Source organism: Nocardiopsis dassonvillei (assembly GCF_964273065.1).
In the GTDB taxonomy this organism is placed as follows: domain Bacteria; phylum Actinomycetota; class Actinomycetes; order Streptosporangiales; family Streptosporangiaceae; genus Nocardiopsis; species Nocardiopsis dassonvillei_B.
The window spans coordinates 3,904,237-3,922,233 of sequence record NZ_OZ186815.1 but is presented as its reverse complement, the minus strand read 5'-3'; the positions used below and the strand labels follow the sequence as shown (position 1 = coordinate 3,922,233).

14 protein-coding genes are annotated in these 17,997 nt (G+C 75.4%); 13 read left to right on the top strand and 1 reads right to left on the bottom strand.

Translation table 11 applies throughout. The features are described 5' to 3' along the window. Positions 1 to 36 precede the first annotated feature (36 nt). Complete coding sequence (locus ACSUPR_RS17450; protein ID WP_436885668.1) at positions 37 to 582, top strand: GNAT family N-acetyltransferase; 546 nt, start codon at positions 37 to 39, stop codon at positions 580 to 582. A gap of 71 nt (positions 583 to 653) precedes the next feature. Further along, on the top strand, positions 654 to 1,361 hold the full coding sequence (locus tag ACSUPR_RS17445) for a hypothetical protein (RefSeq protein ID WP_436885667.1): 708 nt from the start codon (positions 654 to 656) through the stop codon (positions 1,359 to 1,361). A gap of 45 nt (positions 1,362 to 1,406) precedes the next feature. Here the strand turns inward: ACSUPR_RS17445 and ACSUPR_RS17440 are convergent, their stop codons facing one another. Further along, entirely contained in the window at positions 1,407 to 2,474 is a 1,068-nt protein-coding gene (locus ACSUPR_RS17440; protein WP_436885666.1) for a hypothetical protein, read from the bottom strand. Positions 2,475 to 2,689: 215 nt separating this feature from the next. On the opposite strand from ACSUPR_RS17440, the gene ACSUPR_RS17435 reads away from it, so the two are divergent. The 11 genes from ACSUPR_RS17435 (at position 2,690) to ACSUPR_RS17385 (ending at position 17,940) form a co-directional block, all read left to right on the top strand. Next, positions 2,690 to 2,872, top strand: a complete 183-nt coding sequence (locus ACSUPR_RS17435) for a thiazolylpeptide-type bacteriocin (RefSeq protein ID WP_220564355.1) — start codon at positions 2,690 to 2,692, stop codon at positions 2,870 to 2,872. A 291-nt stretch (positions 2,873 to 3,163) separates the two neighbouring features. Continuing rightward, positions 3,164 to 3,340, top strand: a complete 177-nt coding sequence (locus ACSUPR_RS17430; protein WP_073380607.1) for a thiazolylpeptide-type bacteriocin — start codon at positions 3,164 to 3,166, stop codon at positions 3,338 to 3,340. A 123-nt stretch (positions 3,341 to 3,463) separates the two neighbouring features. Continuing rightward, positions 3,464 to 4,444 (top strand): ABC transporter ATP-binding protein, encoded by a 981-nt coding sequence (locus ACSUPR_RS17425; protein ID WP_436885665.1) that lies wholly within the window; start codon positions 3,464 to 3,466, stop codon positions 4,442 to 4,444. Continuing rightward, positions 4,441 to 5,310 (top strand): ABC transporter permease, encoded by an 870-nt coding sequence (locus ACSUPR_RS17420; RefSeq protein WP_436885664.1) that lies wholly within the window; start codon positions 4,441 to 4,443, stop codon positions 5,308 to 5,310. Before ACSUPR_RS17425 ends, ACSUPR_RS17420 begins: the two co-directional genes overlap by 4 nt. Further along, positions 5,307 to 7,982 (top strand): lantibiotic dehydratase, encoded by a 2,676-nt coding sequence (locus ACSUPR_RS17415; protein WP_436885663.1) that lies wholly within the window; start codon positions 5,307 to 5,309, stop codon positions 7,980 to 7,982. The genes ACSUPR_RS17420 and ACSUPR_RS17415 overlap by 4 nt, the downstream gene beginning before the upstream one ends. Beyond that, the gene (locus tag ACSUPR_RS17410) at positions 7,979 to 9,124 is read left to right on the top strand and encodes a hypothetical protein (protein ID WP_436885662.1); all 1,146 of its coding nucleotides are present in this window, start codon (positions 7,979 to 7,981) and stop codon (positions 9,122 to 9,124) included. Before ACSUPR_RS17415 ends, ACSUPR_RS17410 begins: the two co-directional genes overlap by 4 nt. Next, entirely contained in the window at positions 9,117 to 10,850 is a 1,734-nt protein-coding gene (locus ACSUPR_RS17405; protein ID WP_436885661.1) for a hypothetical protein, read from the top strand. Before ACSUPR_RS17410 ends, ACSUPR_RS17405 begins: the two co-directional genes overlap by 8 nt. Before the next feature lie 85 nt (positions 10,851 to 10,935). After that, positions 10,936 to 12,741 carry a TOMM precursor leader peptide-binding protein gene (locus ACSUPR_RS17400; RefSeq protein WP_436885660.1) on the top strand — a complete coding sequence of 602 codons (1,806 nt, stop codon included), beginning with the start codon at positions 10,936 to 10,938 and terminating at the stop codon, positions 12,739 to 12,741. Beyond that, positions 12,738 to 14,168, top strand: coding sequence for a hypothetical protein (locus ACSUPR_RS17395; protein ID WP_436885659.1), 1,431 nt, complete (start codon positions 12,738 to 12,740; stop codon positions 14,166 to 14,168). Before ACSUPR_RS17400 ends, ACSUPR_RS17395 begins: the two co-directional genes overlap by 4 nt. A 41-nt stretch (positions 14,169 to 14,209) precedes the next feature. Then, positions 14,210 to 15,907: a thiopeptide-type bacteriocin biosynthesis protein gene (locus tag ACSUPR_RS17390; protein ID WP_436885658.1), complete on the top strand. Its 1,698-nt coding sequence runs from the start codon at positions 14,210 to 14,212 to the stop codon at positions 15,905 to 15,907. 215 nt (positions 15,908 to 16,122) lie between these two features. After that, positions 16,123 to 17,940: an acyl-CoA dehydrogenase gene (locus ACSUPR_RS17385; RefSeq protein ID WP_436885657.1), complete on the top strand. Its 1,818-nt coding sequence runs from the start codon at positions 16,123 to 16,125 to the stop codon at positions 17,938 to 17,940. The last annotated feature ends 57 nt before the right edge of the window (positions 17,941 to 17,997 follow it).

The following is a 17,997-nucleotide window of genomic DNA, read 5'->3' as shown; positions in this document are numbered from 1 at the left end:
CGTCCACCACCGACCGATCCCCCGCTGAGGAGCCGGATGTACACCACACCCCTCGGAGACGGCGCCGAACTGGGCCCGCTCGAACCCTGGCAGGCCCAGGAGTTCCTGGACCACATCGACCGGGGCCGGGAGTTCATCGGCCGCTACGTCGGCATGCCCGACCTGGTCACCGACCTGGAGTCGAGCCGGGCCTACCTCCAGCGGTACGCGGACAGGACCGCCGCGGACACCGGGCGCATCTGCGGCATCCGGCTGGACGGGAAACTGGTCGGCGGTGTGCTCCTGCCGCAGCTCGACGCCGCCCAGGGCACCGCCGAGGCGGGCTGCTGGCTGGAGCCCGCCGCCTCCGGACGCGGCCTCGTGACCCGGGCCGCCCGCGTGCTCATCGACTGGGCGATCCGGGAGCGCGGGGTGTACCGCGTCGAGTGGCACGTGGACACGGAGAACGCCCCCAGCATCGCGGTGGCGCGCCGCCTGGGCATGACCCGGGAGGGTGTGATGCGCGGCAACCACCTCTACCGGGGCAGCCGCCGGGACACCGAGATCTGGTCCGTCCTGGCCCCGGAGTGGAAGGCGGCCTGAACCGCCCGCCCGGCGGGGCGTCCCCGCGACCCCGCCTTCACGCACGGACCGGCGGTTCCTATCCTGGGCGGGTGGACGAACAGCGGCATGCCCCCGACTCCCCCGCCATCCCCTCGCGGCCCGAGGGGGCGAAGGGCTGGATCGTGCCCGCCGTCGGCGGCGGCCTCTCCGCCTTCACCGGCGGGCTGCTCTCCCCCTTCCTCCTCTGGTACGCCTTCGTCCGGCTGCGGAACCCGGCCGCGTTCCTGGGCGCCCTGGCCGCCACCGTGCTGCTGGTGCTCTTCGTGGTCTCCGAGGACATGTCCCTGCTGGAGAACGTGTCCTTCCCGCTCCTGTGGGTGGGCGGGACCGTCTCCTCCTTCGCCCTGCTCCGGGCCGTCGAGACGCGGAAGGCGTCCCCGGGTGCCGACCGCGCCCTGGAGGAGGGGTCCCCGCCGGGGCCGGACAACCGCGCCCTGCTGAAGGCCGCCCGGGAGCGGGGGCGGCTGCGAACCGAGGCCCGGCGGATCCTCGAAAGCAACCGCGTCCACGCCATCGAACTCGGCATCGGCCGCCCCGACCTGGGCACGGGCTTCGACGACGGCGGTCTGATCGACGTCAACCACTCCCCCGCCGAGCTACTGGCCCGGCTGCCAGGGCTGACCCCGGAGAACCTGCGCCGCCTGGAGGAGATGCGGGAGGCGGGCGTGGTCTTCTCCTCCGCGGAGGAGCTGGCCGCCGCGGTGGACGTCGACCCGCGCCGAGTGCCCGAGCTGGCGGAGTACGCGGTCTTCCTCTGACGCCCGCGGGGGCGCCCGGGCGGCGGCCGACCGCCCCGGGCGGGCTCAGGCGGTCGGGAAGCCGGGCATCCGGCCGGGGCGCAGGTCGCCGGGCCCGGTCACGGTCCAGGCGGGCACGGCGGCCAAGGAGCGGACGATGCGGTCGCGCACCGGGACCACCGCGGCGCGGCGGTCGTCGAGGAACCCGTGCCAGCCCGCGTTCCCGCCCTCGAACGCCGACTCCACGTTGGCGGCCAGGAGCGCCGCGCGCTCGGCGCGGTCGTCCGGGCGGGCGACCACCCCGGTGTCCTCCCCCGGACCGATCGCCGGGTGCAGGACCGCCGCGACCGGGGCCCGCAGCCCGCGGGGCGACCCCGGGAACCGCTCGCGGAACCGGACGGGGTCCACCGCGAACTTGCCGAACGGCGAGAACGCGTGGTCGGCGGGCGGAACATGATCCTCCCCCAGGCCCGCGATCTCCGCCAGCCCCGGGTACTTGACGATGGTGCCGTACCCCAGGTGGGGGTGGTCGGGCCAGCCCGACGCCAGGACCCGGCCGTCCTCCTCCAGCCGGAGCACCGTCTTGTCCCCGCTCATGATCCGGTGGCCGAAGTGCTCCACCAGCTCCAGCAGCAGGGTGCTCTTGCCCGCTCCCTTGGCCCCGGTGACCAGGACCGCCCGGCCGCCCCTCTCCGCGCAGGTGGCGTGCAGGACGGCGGCGCCCCGGTTCTCCTGGTCCTTCAGGACGACGTCGCGCAGCAGCTCGACCAGGTCCTTGGCGCCCTCGGGCGGGACGGCGGCGTCGATGCGGCGGGCCGCGCGGTCGAAGCGGAAGCGGCTCCTGGTGCGGGTGCAGTGGATGTACTCGCGGCCGCCCTCGCGGGCCCGCCGGGCCGGGATGGTGAAGAAGTCGCTCGCGCTCTCACGGACGTGGACGTCCTCCCAGGCGGCGTCCGCCGCCGGGGTGTGCCGCCCGTCAGGGGAGGCCGTCACGTGCAGGGAGAGCAGGGGCTCCCCGGGGCCGCCGGGGGCGTCCGCGACCAGGTGCGTCCCCAGGAACTCCAAAGCACCGTCCAGCCCGGTCCCGGGGTCGGCGCGCACCTCCAGCACGGTGTCCAGGAAGGACAGGGTCATCACCGGCCGCTCCCCGCCGGGCGCACCCCTGGAATTTCGGACCATTCGGGACCCCATCCCGGTCGTCTCACTTCGCCAAGTCCATTGTTACAGGAGCGAAAACCCCGGGACACACTCCGGAGAATGGTCGACACGGCCCCTATCGACTTTCCCGTTCGCATGTTACTTTCGTGCCGCCCGGGGGACTGTGCAAGAAACGAACGAAGGGGCTGACCATGCCCGAATCCACGGCTCTGGACATCGACCTGCCCGAGCTGAACTTCGACGACATGGAGGTCATGAGCGTCCGCGAGGCCGTCGCCGTCCCGGAGACCGGCGCGACCAGCGGCTCCAGCAGCTGCACCTCCACCTCCTGCTGCGGCTCCAGCAGCTGCTGCTCCGGCGGTTCCTGCGGCTGACCCCGCACGCCGCCGACAGGCCGGGGCCCGGTCCCGGCGTGTCACCGACGGGTCGCAGCCACGTGCGGCGCGACCTTTTCCCATCCCCCGTCCACCGACTTCCAAACCCCCGTTCCCCATTAAAACAGGGTCATCGATAAACCCGTTGACCGTTCCCGGCCACACCCTTGTCCCCGGGGTTCCGGTTTTCCGGGATTCCGACTGGACGAGTAGGGAGAAGCGCGTCCGGCCACCCGGTCGGCACGCGGGCGAACGGGTGCCTTCCCACATCCTCCACGAAAGGTGTCCCCCATGCAGGACTCCCCCTCCATCGAACTGCCCGACCTCGACTTCTCCGACATGGAGGTCATGAGCGTCCGTGAGGCCGTCGCCGTTCCCGAGACCGGCGCCACCAGCGGCTCCAGCAGCTGCACCTCCACCTCCTGCTGCGGCTCCAGCAGCTGCTGCTCCTCGGGCTCGTGCGGCTGATCCGGCCCTGACCCGGCCCTGAGCGGATCCGGCTCCGGATCCGATCCGCGCCCAGGGCGGTTCCCCACCGGTCGGGGGACCGCCCCCACCCCGCGACCCCCACGAGAACACCGAGGGCAGCACGTGCACCCCAGCGACACCGGCGGCTCCGGCGACCCCGCGCCCGCCGCCGCCCCCACCGACCACGCCATCGAGGCCACGGGCATCACCAAGGACTACGGCAAGGGAGAGGTCCTCCACGGCATCGACTACCGGGTGGCCACCGGTACGATCGCCGCCCTGCTGGGCCCCAACGGCGCCGGGAAGACCACCCTCATCGAGATCCTGGAGGGGCACCGCGGCCGCACCTCCGGCCGGCTGTCCGTCCTGGGGCTCGATCCCGGGAACCGCCGCGACTTCGCCCGGCTGCGCACCCGCATGAGCGTGGTCCTCCAGCAGACCATGCTGGAACCGGGCCTGTCGGTCCGCGACATCCTGCGCCGCCACGCCTCCTACTACCCGGACCCGGTGGGCCTGGACGAGATCCTCGAACAGGTCGACCTCGCCGAGAAGCGCACCGCCCTGGTCAAGTCCCTCTCCGGCGGCCAGCTGCGCCGCCTCGACCTGGCCCTGGCCCTGACCGGCCGCCCCGAGCTGCTCTTCCTCGACGAGCCCACCACCGGGCTGGACCCGGTGTCGCGCCGCCGCATCCGCGCCCTGGTCTCGGGCCTGCGGGACAGCGGCACCACCGTCATCCTCACCTCGCACGACCTCGCCGAGGTGCAGGAGCTGGCCGACCGGGTGGACGTCATCCGCGAGGGCTCCTTCATCGCGACGGGCTCCCCGGACGAGCTGGTCCGCTCCTCCTCGGCGTTCACCGTGGTGGAGTTCGCCGACCCGGGCGTGGCGGCCGACCGCCTCCCCGACGGCGCGAGCCTGGTCAACGGGCGGGTGCGCATCCACACCGACGACCAGGACTCCGTGGTCCGCGACGTCCAGGCCTGGGCGGAGCGGGAGAAGACCACCATCAGCGGGCTGACCATCGTGCCCCCCACCCTCGACGACGCCTACCTGGCGATGCTCGACGCGGGCGCGGAGAAGACCACCTCGGGGAAGGCCGAATGAGCACCACCGACACCGCGCCCGCCGTCCGGCCCGCCCGGGCCAACGGGCTGCGCACCTTCCTCCTGCACGTCGACGGGGAGCTCAAGGAGTTCTGGCGCTCCCCGATCACGCTGGCGTTCATCGTCCTCATGCCGGTGATGTTCTACGTCGGCTTCGGGTTCGCGTTCCGGTCCCAGGCCGACACCGTCCTGGACCTGGGCGAGTACTCGATCACCCAGGCCAACCTGAGCTTCGGCGGGGTCCTCGGCTTCGCCCTGATGTCGGTGGCGTTCGCGAACGTCGCGATCGGGCTGGCGATCCGCCGCCACCACGGGCTGTTCAAGCGCTTCCGGACCACCCCCGTCCGGCCCGCGACGGTGATGGGGGCCTACCTCGCCAACACCCTGCTGACCGCGGTCATCGTGCTCGCGGTGGTCACGGGGATCGGGATGTTCATGGGCGTGAGCGTGGCGCCGGACCGCATCCCGCTGCTGCTGGCCGCGGTGGCGCTCGGGTTCCTGTGCATGGCCCCGCTGGGCGCGGCGGCCTCCCTGCTGCCGCCCAGCGCCGACGCCGCCGTTCCGATGGTCAACGGCATCTTCTTCCCCACCGCGTTCCTGGCGGGCGGGTTCGTCATCCTGCCGCTGGGCGACACCCTGGGCGCGATCGTGGACCTGCTGCCAGGGCGCCCGCTGACGGTCCTGCTGCACGGGGCCCTGTCGGAGAGCGGACAGGTCTGGCACTGGCCGTCGGTGTGGCTGCTGCTGGGCTGGTCGCTGGTGGGCACCGTGGCGGCGCTGCGCTGGTTCCGGTGGGCGTCGGAGCGCGAGCCCCGCGGGTTCGGCGCGGGCAGGCGCAAGGACACGGCGGACGCGGTGGCCGAGTGAGCGCACCCGGACCCGCCGACCGCTTCGACCTCGTGGAGGGGCCCTACCTGGTCTCCCGCGTGAACCTGTACCCGTACCGCCCGCTGCGCTCGGACCGCGCGGACCTGGAACGGGACCTGCTGTGCACCCTCGCCGACGAGGAGGCGCACCGCGAGCACATCCGCGACCACCTGCTGGAGGCCCTCCACCTGCTCGCACCGACCCTGGAGGACGAGGCCGACCGGCGGACCGCGCTGGCCGCCAAACGCGACGTGTTCAACCGGCGCCCGCCGCGCACGCCCCTGGTGGGGAACCCCCTGTCCTGGCGGATCGGCGCACTGGGTGAGTGGGCCGACAGCTGGGAGCGGACCCGGGCGGCCACCGAGGCCCTGGACGGGGCGCACGCGCGGTCCCTGGCACTGGAGCGCGCCGAGCTCGCGGCGTGGGCGCGCGACCCTGCCACGGACCGCAGCACCGCGCTCTCCAGCCCGGACCTGCACCGGGCGGTGGCGGCGCGGGCGTCGGCCCCCGCCGACCGGGATCCGGACAAGCGGATGCGCAAGGCGGAGCCGGCCCTGGTGCGCTACCACTCCCGGTCCACGGTGAAGGTGAGCCCGTACTCGCTGTACACCGGGGTGTTCTTCGACGACCTGGAGCACCCGTCCTCGCCGACCCGGGACGGGGAGCCGCTGCGCTTCTCCACGACGGCCGGGCTGCGCAGGCTGCTGGTCCGCCAGGCGGCGCGGGCGCTGGCCGCCGATCCGGCGGCGCGCCCGGAGCTGGAGTGGGTGCTCACCGGCGGGGCGCGCCGCGAGGGCGACCGGCTGCTGGTGCGGCGCCGCCGCTGGGCGGCGCCCGCGGCGGGGTCGCGGGCGGAGGCGTTCGGCGAGGAGGAGGTGCGCCTGCCCCTGGCCGGGGCCTGGGGCGCCCTGCTCGCGGCGCTGGAGCGCCGGGCCGCCCGGCCGGTGGTCCTGCGGGCCCTGCGCGCGGAGCTGGCCGCGGACCTGGGACACCCCGCGGAGGCGGTGGGCGGCCTCCTGGACAGGCTCATCGAGGCCGGCGTGCTGGTGCCCTGGGCCCCTGCCGCCGAGCAGGACCCCGAGTACGACCGGCGCTGGCACGAACTGGTCCGGCGGCTGCCGGGCCCGGTGGCGGCGCGGATGACGGAGGCCTTCGACGCCACCGAGGAGGTCCTCAAGGGGTTCGCGGAGGCGGACGGCGCCGAGCGCGCCCGCACGGTCACGCACCTGGCGCGCCTGTGGTCGGCGGCGGTGACACCGCCCGGGGAGGAACCGGTCCCGGTCGAGGCCGCCTCGTCCCCCCTGGTGGAGGACTGCCACGTCTCCCGGGGGGCGCCGGTGCCCCGGCCGTGGACCCGGGAGTGGACGGCCGACCTGCGGCGGGCCATGCCGCTGCTGTTCGCCCTGGACGACCAGCGGATGCTGTCGGGCGCGCTGGAGAGCGTGTTCACGGCCCGCTACGGCGAGGGCGGGCGCTGCGACGACCTGGACGGGTTCGCCGCGCACGCGCGGGCCGCGTTCCCCCTGACACAGCGGCTGATGGCCGGGGACCCCGACGCCGTCTCCGGCGCGGGGGAGGACCTGCGCCGCCTGGTGGCGGCCCGGCGCCGGGCCGTCGAGTACCTGGCGGAGCTGGCCCGCCGCACCGAGGAGGAGGTCGAGGTCGACCCGTCGGCGGTCGCCGAGATCGCCGGCCTCCTCCCCGAGCGCGAGTTCACGGCGTACCGCTCCCTGGCCGTCTTCGGCCAGCCCGACGGCGGCCGGCTCGTCCTCAACCACCTGTACGGCGGACGGGCCCGGTACTTCAGCCGGTTCCTGTCCGCTCTGCCGGAGCGGGCCCGCGACCGGGTCGCCGAGCACGTGCGGCGATCGGGCCCGCCCGGCACCCCCACCGTGCACATGCGGTCGGCGCTCGGGTTCAACGCGAACCTGACGCCGCCGCTGGCCGCGGAGGAGCTGGCGCTGCGCGACGAGCCCGTGGCGCTGCCGGGGCCCGCCACCGCCGACCTGTCGCTGGTGCACACCCCGGACGGGCTGCGGCTGGTGCGGCGCGGCGCGGCGGGCGGGCCGGACCGGGAGATCGACCCGGTGTACACGGGCTTCCTGGTCCCGCACGCGCTGCCCTACGACGAGATGCTCGTGGCGATGGTCGCGGACTCGCCGTTCTTCTCCTTCGGCGACACGGTGATGGACCTGCACGCCCGCTGGGAGGCGGACGGGTTCGCGGGCGCGGTGCCGCGCGTGCGCGCCGGGTCCGTCACCCTGTTCCGCCGCCGGTGGGCGCTGGAGACCGCGGAGCTGGCGGCCCGCCCGGGCGAGTCGCCCGCCGCGCTGCACCGGCGGGTGAACGCGCTGCGGCTGGCCCGAGGCATCCCCGACCAGGTGTTCGTGCGCCCGCTCCAGGGCGCCCGGCTGGGCCCGCTGGAGCGGGCGATGGCGCCCAAGCCCCAGCACGTGGACTTCCTGAGCAGGCTGCACACGGCCACGGCCGCGCGGCGGCTCGACCACCTCGGGCCGCTGCTGCTCGTGGAGGAGATGTCCCCGGACCCGGCGGCCGCGGGCCTGAGCGGTCCGCGCGGCCGGCACGCCACCGAGGTGTTCCTCGAACTGGCCGTCGTCCCCGCCGCCCCCCGGGCGGCCGATCCCCCAGGCGAAGTGAGGCTGTTCCCGTGACCGTCGGACTCCGAGTCACCTACTACGACAGCGACAAGGCGGCCCTGCTGGGCGAGTGCCTGGTCCCGGCCGCCCGCGACGCGGCGGCCCGGCCGGGCGTCACCGCCGCGTGGCTGCACCTGCACTGGCGGCTGGGCCCGCACTGCGTGCTGTACCTGGACGGGGAGGACGCGGCGGTGGCCGGGGCCGCGGCCGGGGCCGAGGCGCGGATCCGCTCGTTCCTGGAGCGGCGGCCGTCCGCGACCGCGCTGGACCCGGAGCGGTACGCGGCGTTCTCCGAGCGGCTGGGCCGCCTGGAACTGGTGGAACCCCCCTACACGCCGCTGGAACCGGACAACTCGGTGCTGCGCCTGGACGGCGACCCGGTGGACACGTTCCTGCGCGGCCCGGAGGCGATCGCGCTCAAGGGGCGGGTGCTCGGCGACGGGCTGGGGCTGGTGGCCGACCGGGTGGACGGGGCGGGGGCGTTCGCGCACGTGTTCGCGGGCATGGGGGCGATCGCGTCCCAGTACCCGGAGTGGGGGCTGCGCTCGGGCTACCAGGCCTTCCTGTCCCACTGGAAGGAGTACTTCCACTGGTCGGACCCGGACGGGACGGCGCAGGCGCGGCTGGCCGAGTCCTACCGGGCGCAGCGCGGGGAGCTGGTCGCGCTGCTGGCGCCCGTCCACGGGGGGACCGCCTCGGACGCATCGACGACGGGATGGCTGGAGTGGGCGCGGCGGTGGCTGCCCGAGGCGGTGGAGCTGGCGAGGAGGGGCCACATCCTGCCCTACCCGCACCAGGACCGGCTGACCACCGCGGCGCGGTTCGGCGACGACGTGCGGGTGCGGTGGAGCGGGTCGGACGAGCGGTCCTACAGCGACTTCCACCGGGAGTTCCGGAAGCTGGACTTCACCCGGCTCGGCGACGGGTACGGGTTCGCGGCGTTCCGGTTCCTCATCAACTGCTTCTTCGACCTGCTGCCGCTGATGGGGGTGACCCCCGTCCAGCGGTACTCGATCGCGTACCTGTTCACCGCGGCCGCCCAGGAGGTGGTGGGCGAGACCTGGGAGGAGACGGTGCGCCGGGTGGTGGAGCACCAGCAGGGGGACCCGGGGCTGCGGCCGACGCTGCCCTGGCGGGGCGGTGCGGCCGATGAGTGAGCCGGTGCTGCGGTTGAAGAGGGCGGTGCGCGCCCGCTCGCTGGCCGCGGAGGGCGTCGCCGTGAGCATGGGCGCGACCGCGGTGGTGCTGCGCGGCGCCCCGGCGGACGCGGTGTGGCGGGCGCTGGAGCCGGTGCTGCGCTCGGGGTTCACCCGGGCGGCGCTGGTGGAGCGGTTCCCGGCCGGGGGCCGGGCGGTGCTCACCGGCATCCTCGGGCAGCTGGAGGAGCACGGGTTCCTGCGGGAGGCCGAGGAGGAGTACGAACTCGGCGCGACGGAGCGGGCCGCCTACCCGCACCTGGAGGCGCTGACCGCGCGGCCGTTCGCGGCGCTGCGGGCGCTGGCGGGGTCCTCGGTGCGGGTGCGCGGGGAATCGGTCGCTGTGGAGGCGGCGGTGCGCCGGGCGCTGGGACGGGCGGGCTTTCGCGACGTGTCCGCCGACACCGGGCCGCCGGAGCCGGGGGTGCTGGCGACCGTCCGGACGACGGTGCCGGGGCACCCGGAGGCCCTGCACGTGATCGTCGCCGAAGGCGGGGTGTGGGCGGCCGGGCCGCGCGACGCGACCGCCTCCCCGGCCGCGCTCGACGCGCTGCGCGCCTGGGCGGGGGCGCTCGACGAACCCGCGGGGGCCGACCCGGGCGCGCCGGAGTCGGAGGCGGCGCGCACCCTGGTGGCGGCGCAGCTCGCGCTGGCCGCCGTCGCGCACGTGGCCCGGGTGACGGAGGAGGCGGCACCGGCCCCGGAGGCGCATGCGGCCGGAGCGGCGGAAGGAGCCGTACCGACCCGAGTGGCGCACGCGACCCGGGCGGCGGAAGGAACCGCGCAGACCGCGGTGACGGACACGGCCCGGGCGGCGGAGGGGAACGGCGCGGCGGCGGACGCCCGCCCGGCCGGGGGGACGCGGGTCCGGAGCCCGGAGTTCATGGTGACCACCGACGAGCTGGTCTCGGAGCCCCACCGGCTGCCGCTGCTGCCGGAACTGGACGCGGGGCGTCCCGGGGAGTTCCCGGAGGCGCCCGAACCCGCGGAGCTGCTCACCGACCGGCTCGACGCGCTCGCACCCCTGTGGGACCGGGTCTTCGGGCCGGTGGGCGAACCGCTGCCGGGCGACCTGCCCCAGCTTCCGGTCGGGCTGGCCCGCGCCGGGCGCCGGGGGGTGAGCGGCTGCGGCGCCACCACGGCCCAGGCACGGTTGGACGCGCTGGTCGGCTCGCTGCACGCGGTGGCCTGGGGGCCGGCCGCCGGACCCGGGGGCCGGGGGCTGGGGTCCACGCGGGCGGAGGCGGTCGGCGACGCGGTCGGCGACCTGGTGCTGCGCGCCGGGGTGCCGTGGAAGGAGGTGGACCCGCCGGGGCCGATGTCGGCGGCGTCCCGCCGCCTGTGGGCGGCGCTGACGCTGCGGGCCGGGGTGGCGGCGACGGTCCGCTTCCACGAGCTGGAGGACGCGGGGCTGTGGCGGGCCGAGGTGGCCGGCGCGGCCGTGCTCGCCTCCGGCGCGGCCGCCGACCCCGACGCCGCGCTGCGCGAGGCGCTGACCCGCGCCGTGGCCGCGGTGCAGGGCGAGGACCTGCCGGGGCTGGCGGTGCACGCCGCCCGCACCCCGGACGCGGCCGCCTCACTGGCGGCCTGGTCCGCCGCCACCGGCCGGGTCCGCGTGGCCGCCCCCGCGGGCGCCGCCGCCTGGGCGGCCCACGGCGTCCACACGGCGGTGGCCGCATGGACCTGACGACATCCCCCGGCCGCGCCCGCCGCAGCACCCGCCTGGCGGAGGACCGGGGAGAGCACACGGCCCGCAGGCCGGGGAGGTGCCCATGAGCACGGTGGCCGCCGAGCCCGGACTCCTGACCGTGCCCTCCCCGGCGGGGGCCACACTGGCGGAGCCGGTGACCCTGGCCGTCGGGGACGGTCTGCTGCACCTGGGGATGAGCGGCGGGCTGGCGGTGGTCGGGCCGTGGACCGGCGACGGCGCCGGCTGCTCCCGCTGCGCCGGGCTGTGGCGGCGCGACGTGGAGGGGGACTCCTGCCCCGAGAGCGGCGAGCCCGACCTCCTCCCGCTGTGGGAGGACGCCTGGTCCGCCCTGGTCCGGGCCGCCGCCGCGGACCCCGCCGCCCTGCGGCTGGCGCTGTGGGCGCTGGACTGCCGCACCGGCGAGGTCACCCGGCACACCTTCGTCCCGCACCCGCGGTGCGCCCGCTGCTTCCCCGGCGGGGAGGGCCTGGGCGTGCCCGGCGGCCTGGACCCGGAGACCCCGCGCCCGGTCGCCGGGGACGCGCTGCGGGTGCGGCGGATGGACCGCGCGGAGCTGCGCGCCCGGCTGCTGGACTTCCGCTTCGGCCCCGTCGCCCACCTGTACCGGGACGAGGAGTCCCCGCTGTCCCTGGTCACCTGCGAGACCGTCGCCCCCGGCCACACCCGGCGCGAGGGCGGGTACGGCCGCTCCGCCCGGTTCGCCGACAGCGAGGTCCCCGCGCTGCTGGAGGGCGTCGAACGCGTCACCGGCGGCCACCGCCACACCGGCGCGCCCCGCGTGTGGGGTTCCTACGCCGCGCTGGCCGACGACGCCGTGGACCCCGCCCGGCTGGGACTGCACGAACCCGAGTGGTACGGCCACCCCGCGTTCGACCTGCTCCCCTACACCCCCGCCACACCCACCCACTGGGTGTGGGGCTGGTCCACCCTGGAGCGCCGCCGCGTGCTGGTGCCCGAACACGTGGCGTTCTGGCACGCGGGCACCGGCGACACCCGCTTCCTGTACGAGTCGTCCAACGGGTGCGCGGTCGGCGGCGACCTCGCCGAGGCCGTCCTGTACGGGCTGTTCGAGGTGATCGAGCGCGACGCCTTCCTGCTGGCCTGGTACTCCCGGACGCGGCTGCGCGAGGTCGACACCGCGGACCACCCCGACCTGGTGCACCTGGTGGACCTGCTCACCGAGCGCGGGCTGCGGCTGCGGGTCCTGGACGCCACCTCCGACCTGGGCGTGCCCACCGCGCTGGCCATGGTGACCGCGGCCGAGGAGACCGTGCGCTCCGGCCTGGCACCGGCGATGAGCCTGGCCACCGGAACCCACGCCGACCCGCACCGGGCGCTGATGGCCGCCGTGGAGGAGACCGCCACCAACGCGCTCATGTACCCCAAGTGGGTGCGCATGCGGGAATCGGTGAGCGTGGAGCGCTGCCGCCCCATGCTGGACGACTTCACCCTGGTCAGGACCCTGGAGGACCACACCGGCATGCACGGGCTGTGGGAGGCTCGCCCGCACTGGGAGTTCCTGGGGCACCCGTCCGGGACGGTGTCGGCGGAGGAGTTCGCGGCCCGCGGGCCGTCGTCGTTCGCCGGGGCCGACCTGGGCGCGGTGCTGCGCGAGCGCCTGGAGGCGCTGCACGCCCTGGGCCTGGACGTGATCGTGGTGGACCAGAGCAGCGCCCCGTACACGGAGGCCGCCGGGGTGCGGTCGGTGAAGGTGATCGTGCCCGGGGCGCTGCCGATGACGTTCGGCCACACCCACCGCAGGACGCGCGGCCTGGAGCGGCTGTCCCGGGCGTCCGACCTGTTCGAGGGAGGTGTCCCGTGGGAGCGACCCGGTCAGGTGTACCCGGTCCCGCACCCGTTCCCGTGACGGAGCGGACGCGGGCGCTGGCGGCGTTCCACGCGCAGTCGCACGGCAAGGACGTCGTGCCGGTGGAGACCCTGTTCTTCGGCCCGGCCCTGGGCGACCCGGTGCTGCGGGCGGCGGCGGGGGTTCCGCTGCCGGAGGCGGCGCGGGGCGCGCTGGCCGCGCTGCGCTCGGCGGACGCCGCGGGCCCCGCGGTCGGGGGCCGCTGGTCCCCGGGCGCGCGGCTGGCGGCGGCCTGCGCCGAGGCGGTGCGGGTGCGCCGGGTCTCCCCGGCCGACCGGTACCCGGTGCACCGCTCCTACCCCTCGCCGCGCGGGCTGTTCGGCGCGGACCTCTTCCTGCTGCCCGGTGAAGGGGAGGGGTGGTGCCTGCGGATGGACCCGCGCACCTGCTCCCTCCAGCCCTGGGGCGGGTCCCCGGTGCCCGCCGACCCGGAGGCGGCCCTGGCCGGGGCCCGGATCGCGGTGGCGGTGGACCACCGGCGCTATCCACCCGGGTACGGGCGGCTGCGCCCGTCGCTGGCCCTGCTGGAGGGCGGCCACCTGGCCGCGGCCCTGGGGCTGGCGCTGACCCGCGCGGGGCTGGCCCCCCGCACCCTGTTCGCCCCCGAGGGCGTGCCGGTGCCCGAGGGCTTCGCCCCCTGCGCCCTCCTCACCGCGGCTCCTGGGACGGCAGGGACCGCCGGGACCGTCAGCGCCTCGGGCCCGGCAGGAACCGGTCCCCGGGCCCTGGCAGCGGCCACGGCGGGCGGTGCGGCCGGCGCCCCGGAGGCCGCCGGGCCGCCCCCTGCCGCGGGCGCGGTCGAGATCGGCCCGGCGGCCCTGGAGCGGGTCGCGGCGACGGCCTCGCGCGGTGCGGCCGGGACGGCGCTGCGGGACTGGCTGGACGCCCGTACCAGCGGCGTGTCCACCGCCAACCTGGTGACCAGCGCGTACGTGTCCGCCGAGGACGGCGCCGACGTCACCGCCGCCCTGGTGGGCGCCCTGGCGGCGGCGGTCCCGGCCGCCCCCGCGGACACCCTGCGGCTGGACCGGATCGTGCTCGCCGGCGACCGGGTGGACGACCGGGTCGCCACCGAGCTGCACCCGGACGGCACCACCGGGCCGGACCGCCCGGTCCCGCGCACCGGGGACACCAACGCCTCCTCCTCCCTGGGCCACACCCTGTCCGTGGACTTCGCGCCGTGGGCGGACGCGTTCGGCGACCGCGCCGAGACCGCGCTGCACCCCCTGCTCGGCTGGATCGCCCAGTGGGGCTGCCTGGCCGCCGCGGGGAGCGGGCTGTGCGCCCGGCCCATGCGCAACTACACGGAGTCGGAGTGGGCGGCGGTGCTGGGCCTGGCGCCCGACGCCACCCCCGCCTACCAGCTGTGGGTGCGCGCCGAGCGCGGGGCCTACCTGGACCTGCCCGTGGACGCCGTCCCGTCCTGACACCGGACCTCCCCCGTATCCCCCGAGCCCGAAGGACCCCGATGAGCCGCACCTGGTCCGCCGTGTACGTCCACCTCCACCGCAGCCGCGAGGGAGTCGACGCGTTCCTCCTCGACCACCTGGCCCCGGCCGCCGAGGCCGTGGTCTCCGGCGGGGGCGCCGAGGCGTGGTTCTTCATCCGCTACTGGGCGGGCGGACCCCACCTGCGGGTGCGCTTCCTGAACGCCGACGCCGAGGCGGTGCGCGGGTTCGCCGACCGGGTGCGGGCAGCGGCCGCCGACACCGCCGCCGACGCCCTGGACCTGGCCCCGGAGACCTACTACCGGGGCCTGCCGCAGGCGGACCCTGCCCACTGGCACGCCGACGGCGAGGTCTCCGGGGCGGTGTACGAACCGGAGACCGAGCGCTACGGCGGGCCGGGCGCGCTGGAGGTGTGCGAGGACTTCTTCTGCGCGAGCACCGCCATCGCCCTGGCGGTGCTGCGGGCCGCGCCCCGGCCCGGGCAGCGGCAGGCGGTCGCCGCCGACCTGGTGTCGCTGGCGTTCGGGGTGCTGGGGCTGGGCGACGTCGAGGCGGTGCGCCAGGCCCGGGGCTACCACGCCTCCTGGGACTTCTCGGCGGAGGTGGCGCGGGGGGACGACGGTCCCCGGGTGGAGGCCGAGCGGCTGTTCCACGCGTCGCCGTCGCGCTGGTCGCAGCGGCGGGCGATGCTGGAGCGGCTGGTGGCGCAGGAGGGCTCGAGCACCCACCACCTGTGGACGCGGGCGCTGGGGGAGGCCGTGGACCGGCTGCGGGAACTGCACGCCCGGCGGCCGCTGGCCAACGAGCTCACGCGGATCGTGTGGTCGCTGCTGCACATGCACCACAACCGGCTTGGGCTGGACATCGACGACGAGCGGCGGATCGCGTGGCTGCTGTCGCTGTCGTACCCGCGCTGGGAGGCGGCGCAGGACTACTTCGCGGACGGGGCGGCCGCTCCCGACCGGGCGTACGCGGAGGCCTCCAAGTACCGGACCGAGGGCATCGGCAGCGTCCAGCTCCCCCGCCCGGTCCCCCCGGAAGCGGACCGTCCGGAGTCCTTCGGCGCGCCCGTCACGGAGCTGCCTCCTCCCCCGCCGCTCACCGCCCCGCTGGGCGAGGTGCTGGCCCGGCGGTCCAGCGCGCACGGCGCCTACGGGCCGGGGCCGTCCCTCGCGGAGCTGTCGGCGCTGCTGGGGCACGCCGCGGGGATCAGCGCCGAGCGCGCCGGGGAGCCGGGGCGCCACCGGCCGCCGCGCAACCACCCCAGCCCGGGCGGGGCGTACGCGACCGAGGTGTGGGCGGTGGTCCGGGACGTGGCGGGCCTGGAGCCGGGCACCTACCGGTACCGGCCGCAGGGGCACGCCCTGGTGCGGGCGGACGGGCCGGTGCCGGTGGAGCGGCTGACGGCGCTGTCCCCGTTCCTGCGCCCGTCGGCGGACGGGATGCCGGGCATGGTGACGGCGAGCGCGGGCGTGTTCGTTCTCCTGGTGGGCGACGTGGGGAGGCTGCGGGCGGGGTACGGGCAGCGGGCGCTGCGGCTGCTCCACCAGGAGGCCGGTCACATCGCGCAGAACGTGACGCTGTGCGCGACCGCGATGGGGCTGCGCAGCCTGGTGATCTCGGGGTTCGTCGACGACGCGGCGCACACGCTGCTGCACCTGGACGGGATCGACAGGGCGGTGCTCACCCTGGTCCCGGTGGGCGGGGGCACCGCCTGACGGGCGCGCGGGGCGGGGGTGTCCGCGGGCCGCGGTTCCGGGAGCGCTCCCGGAACCGCGCTCACCTGCGACTTCGCCACAGGTCCCTGTCCTGTGGGACACAGGTCCGTCCCCCCTACTGGCATTGAGCGCTACTCGGTAGTAACATTGACTTGTTACTAGTCGGTAGATCCGCGTGTACAGACACCGCGGCCAGGGACACAGCGGAGCTGTCCATGACGCATTACAAGAGCAACCTGCGCGACATCCAGTTCAACCTCTTCGAGCTGTTCGACCGCCAGGACATCCTGGGCAAGGGCCCGTTCGAGGAGCTGGACGAGGAGACCGCGCGGACGATCCTGGACGAGGTCGACCGCCTCGCGACCGGCGTCGTCGCCGAGTCGTTCGAGGACGCGGACCGCAACCCCCCGGTCTTCGACCCCAAGACCAACACCGTCCGGATCCCCGAGAGCCTGAAGAAGTCCTACCAGGCCTACATGGACGCCGGCTGGTACAACCTCGACCTCCCGCAGGAGCTCGACGGCCTCGGCGCGCCCCGCTCCCTCGTGTGGGCGGCGGCCGAGCTGATCCTGGGCGCCAACCCGTCCATCCACATGTACTCCGCCGGCCCGGGCTTCGCGAGCATCCTCTACTCCGAGGGCAACGAGAAGCAGAAGGAGTTCGCCCGCCTCGCCATCGAGCGCGGCTGGGGCGCCACCATGGTGCTGACCGAGCCCGACGCGGGCTCCGACGTCGGCGCCGGCCGCACCAAGGCCGTCGACCAGGGCGACGGCACCTGGCACATCGAGGGTGTGAAGCGCTTCATCACCTCGGCCGAGCAGGACATGACCGAGAACATCTTCCACCTGGTGCTGGCGCGCCCCGAGGGCGCGGGCCCCGGCACCAAGGGCCTCTCGCTCTTCCTGGTCCCCAAGTACCTGGTCAACGAGGACGGCTCCCTCGGTGAGCGCAACGGCGCCTACGTGACCAACGTCGAGCACAAGATGGGCCTCAAGGCCTCCACCACCTGCGAGCTGACCTTCGGCGACAAGCACCCCGCCATCGGCTACCTCGTCGGCGACAAGCACGACGGCATCCGCCAGATGTTCCTCATCATCGAGTACGCCCGCATGATGGTCGGCACGAAGGCGATCGCCACCCTGTCCACCGGCTACCTCAACGCCCTGGAGTACGCCAAGGAGCGCGTGCAGGGCAACGACCTCGCCGGCGCCAAGGACTCCCCCAAGGTCACCATCACCCACCACCCGGACGTGCGTCGCAGCCTCATGACGCAGAAGTCCTACGTGGAGGCCATGCGCGCCCTGGTCATGCTGACCGCCACCCAGCAGGACGCCATCCAGATCGCCAAGGCCAACGGTGAGGACCACACCGCGCTGGAGGCCATGAACGACCTCCTGCTCCCGATCGTCAAGGGTGTCGGCTCCGAGCGCTCCTACGCGCTGCTGGCCGAGTCGCTCCAGACGCTGGGCGGCTCCGGCTTCCTGCAGGAGTACCCGATCGAGCAGTACATCCGCGACGCCAAGATCGACACCCTCTACGAGGGCACCACCGCCATCCAGGCCCAGGACTTCTTCTTCCGCAAGATCCTGAAGAACGGCGGCCAGGCGCTGGGCACCCTGGTGGGCGAGATCAAGGCCTTCGCCAACAGCGAGGCGGGCAACGGGCAGCTCAAGGAGGAGCGCGCGCTGCTCCTTGAGGCGACCGAGAACGTCGAGAAGATCGTCGAGGTCATGGTCGGCCACGCGATGGCCGCCGCCGAGAACAAGACCGAGCTGTACAAGGTGGGCCTCAACTCGGTCCGCCTGCTCATGGCCTTCGGCGACGTGGTCCTGGGCTGGCTGCTGCTGCGCCAGGCCGAGGTGGCGCTGAACAAGGTCGACGGCGCCCAGGGCGGCGACAAGGACTTCTACACCGGCAAGATCGCCGCCGCGCGCTTCTTCGCCGACCAGGTCCTGCCGCGCGTCGCCGCCGAGCGCCGCATCGCGGAGAACGTCACCAACGACCTCATGGAGGTCCCCGAGTCCGCCTTCTAGGCCCGGACGAGGACTGAACCGCCACACGAGGGGGCGGGGCCGCACGGCCCCGCCCCC

Bases quoted from the DNA above. Each gene is read 5' to 3' on its own strand.
- ACSUPR_RS17390 (WP_436885658.1), top strand. From the start codon at position 14,210: ATGAGCCGCACCTGGTCCGCCGTGTACGTCCACCTCCACCGCAGCCGC.
- ACSUPR_RS17385 (WP_436885657.1), top strand. From the start codon at position 16,123: ATGACGCATTACAAGAGCAACCTGCGCGACATCCAGTTCAACCTCTTC.
- ACSUPR_RS17450 (WP_436885668.1), top strand. From the start codon at position 37: ATGTACACCACACCCCTCGGAGACGGCGCCGAACTGGGCCCGCTCGAA.
- ACSUPR_RS17435 (WP_220564355.1), top strand. From the start codon at position 2,690: ATGCCCGAATCCACGGCTCTGGACATCGACCTGCCCGAGCTGAACTTC.
- ACSUPR_RS17405 (WP_436885661.1), top strand. From the start codon at position 9,117: ATGAGTGAGCCGGTGCTGCGGTTGAAGAGGGCGGTGCGCGCCCGCTCG.
- ACSUPR_RS17440 (WP_436885666.1), bottom strand. From the start codon at position 2,474: ATGACCCTGTCCTTCCTGGACACCGTGCTGGAGGTGCGCGCCGACCCC.
- ACSUPR_RS17420 (WP_436885664.1), top strand. From the start codon at position 4,441: ATGAGCACCACCGACACCGCGCCCGCCGTCCGGCCCGCCCGGGCCAAC.
- ACSUPR_RS17400 (WP_436885660.1), top strand. From the start codon at position 10,936: ATGAGCACGGTGGCCGCCGAGCCCGGACTCCTGACCGTGCCCTCCCCG.
- ACSUPR_RS17430 (WP_073380607.1), top strand. From the start codon at position 3,164: ATGCAGGACTCCCCCTCCATCGAACTGCCCGACCTCGACTTCTCCGAC.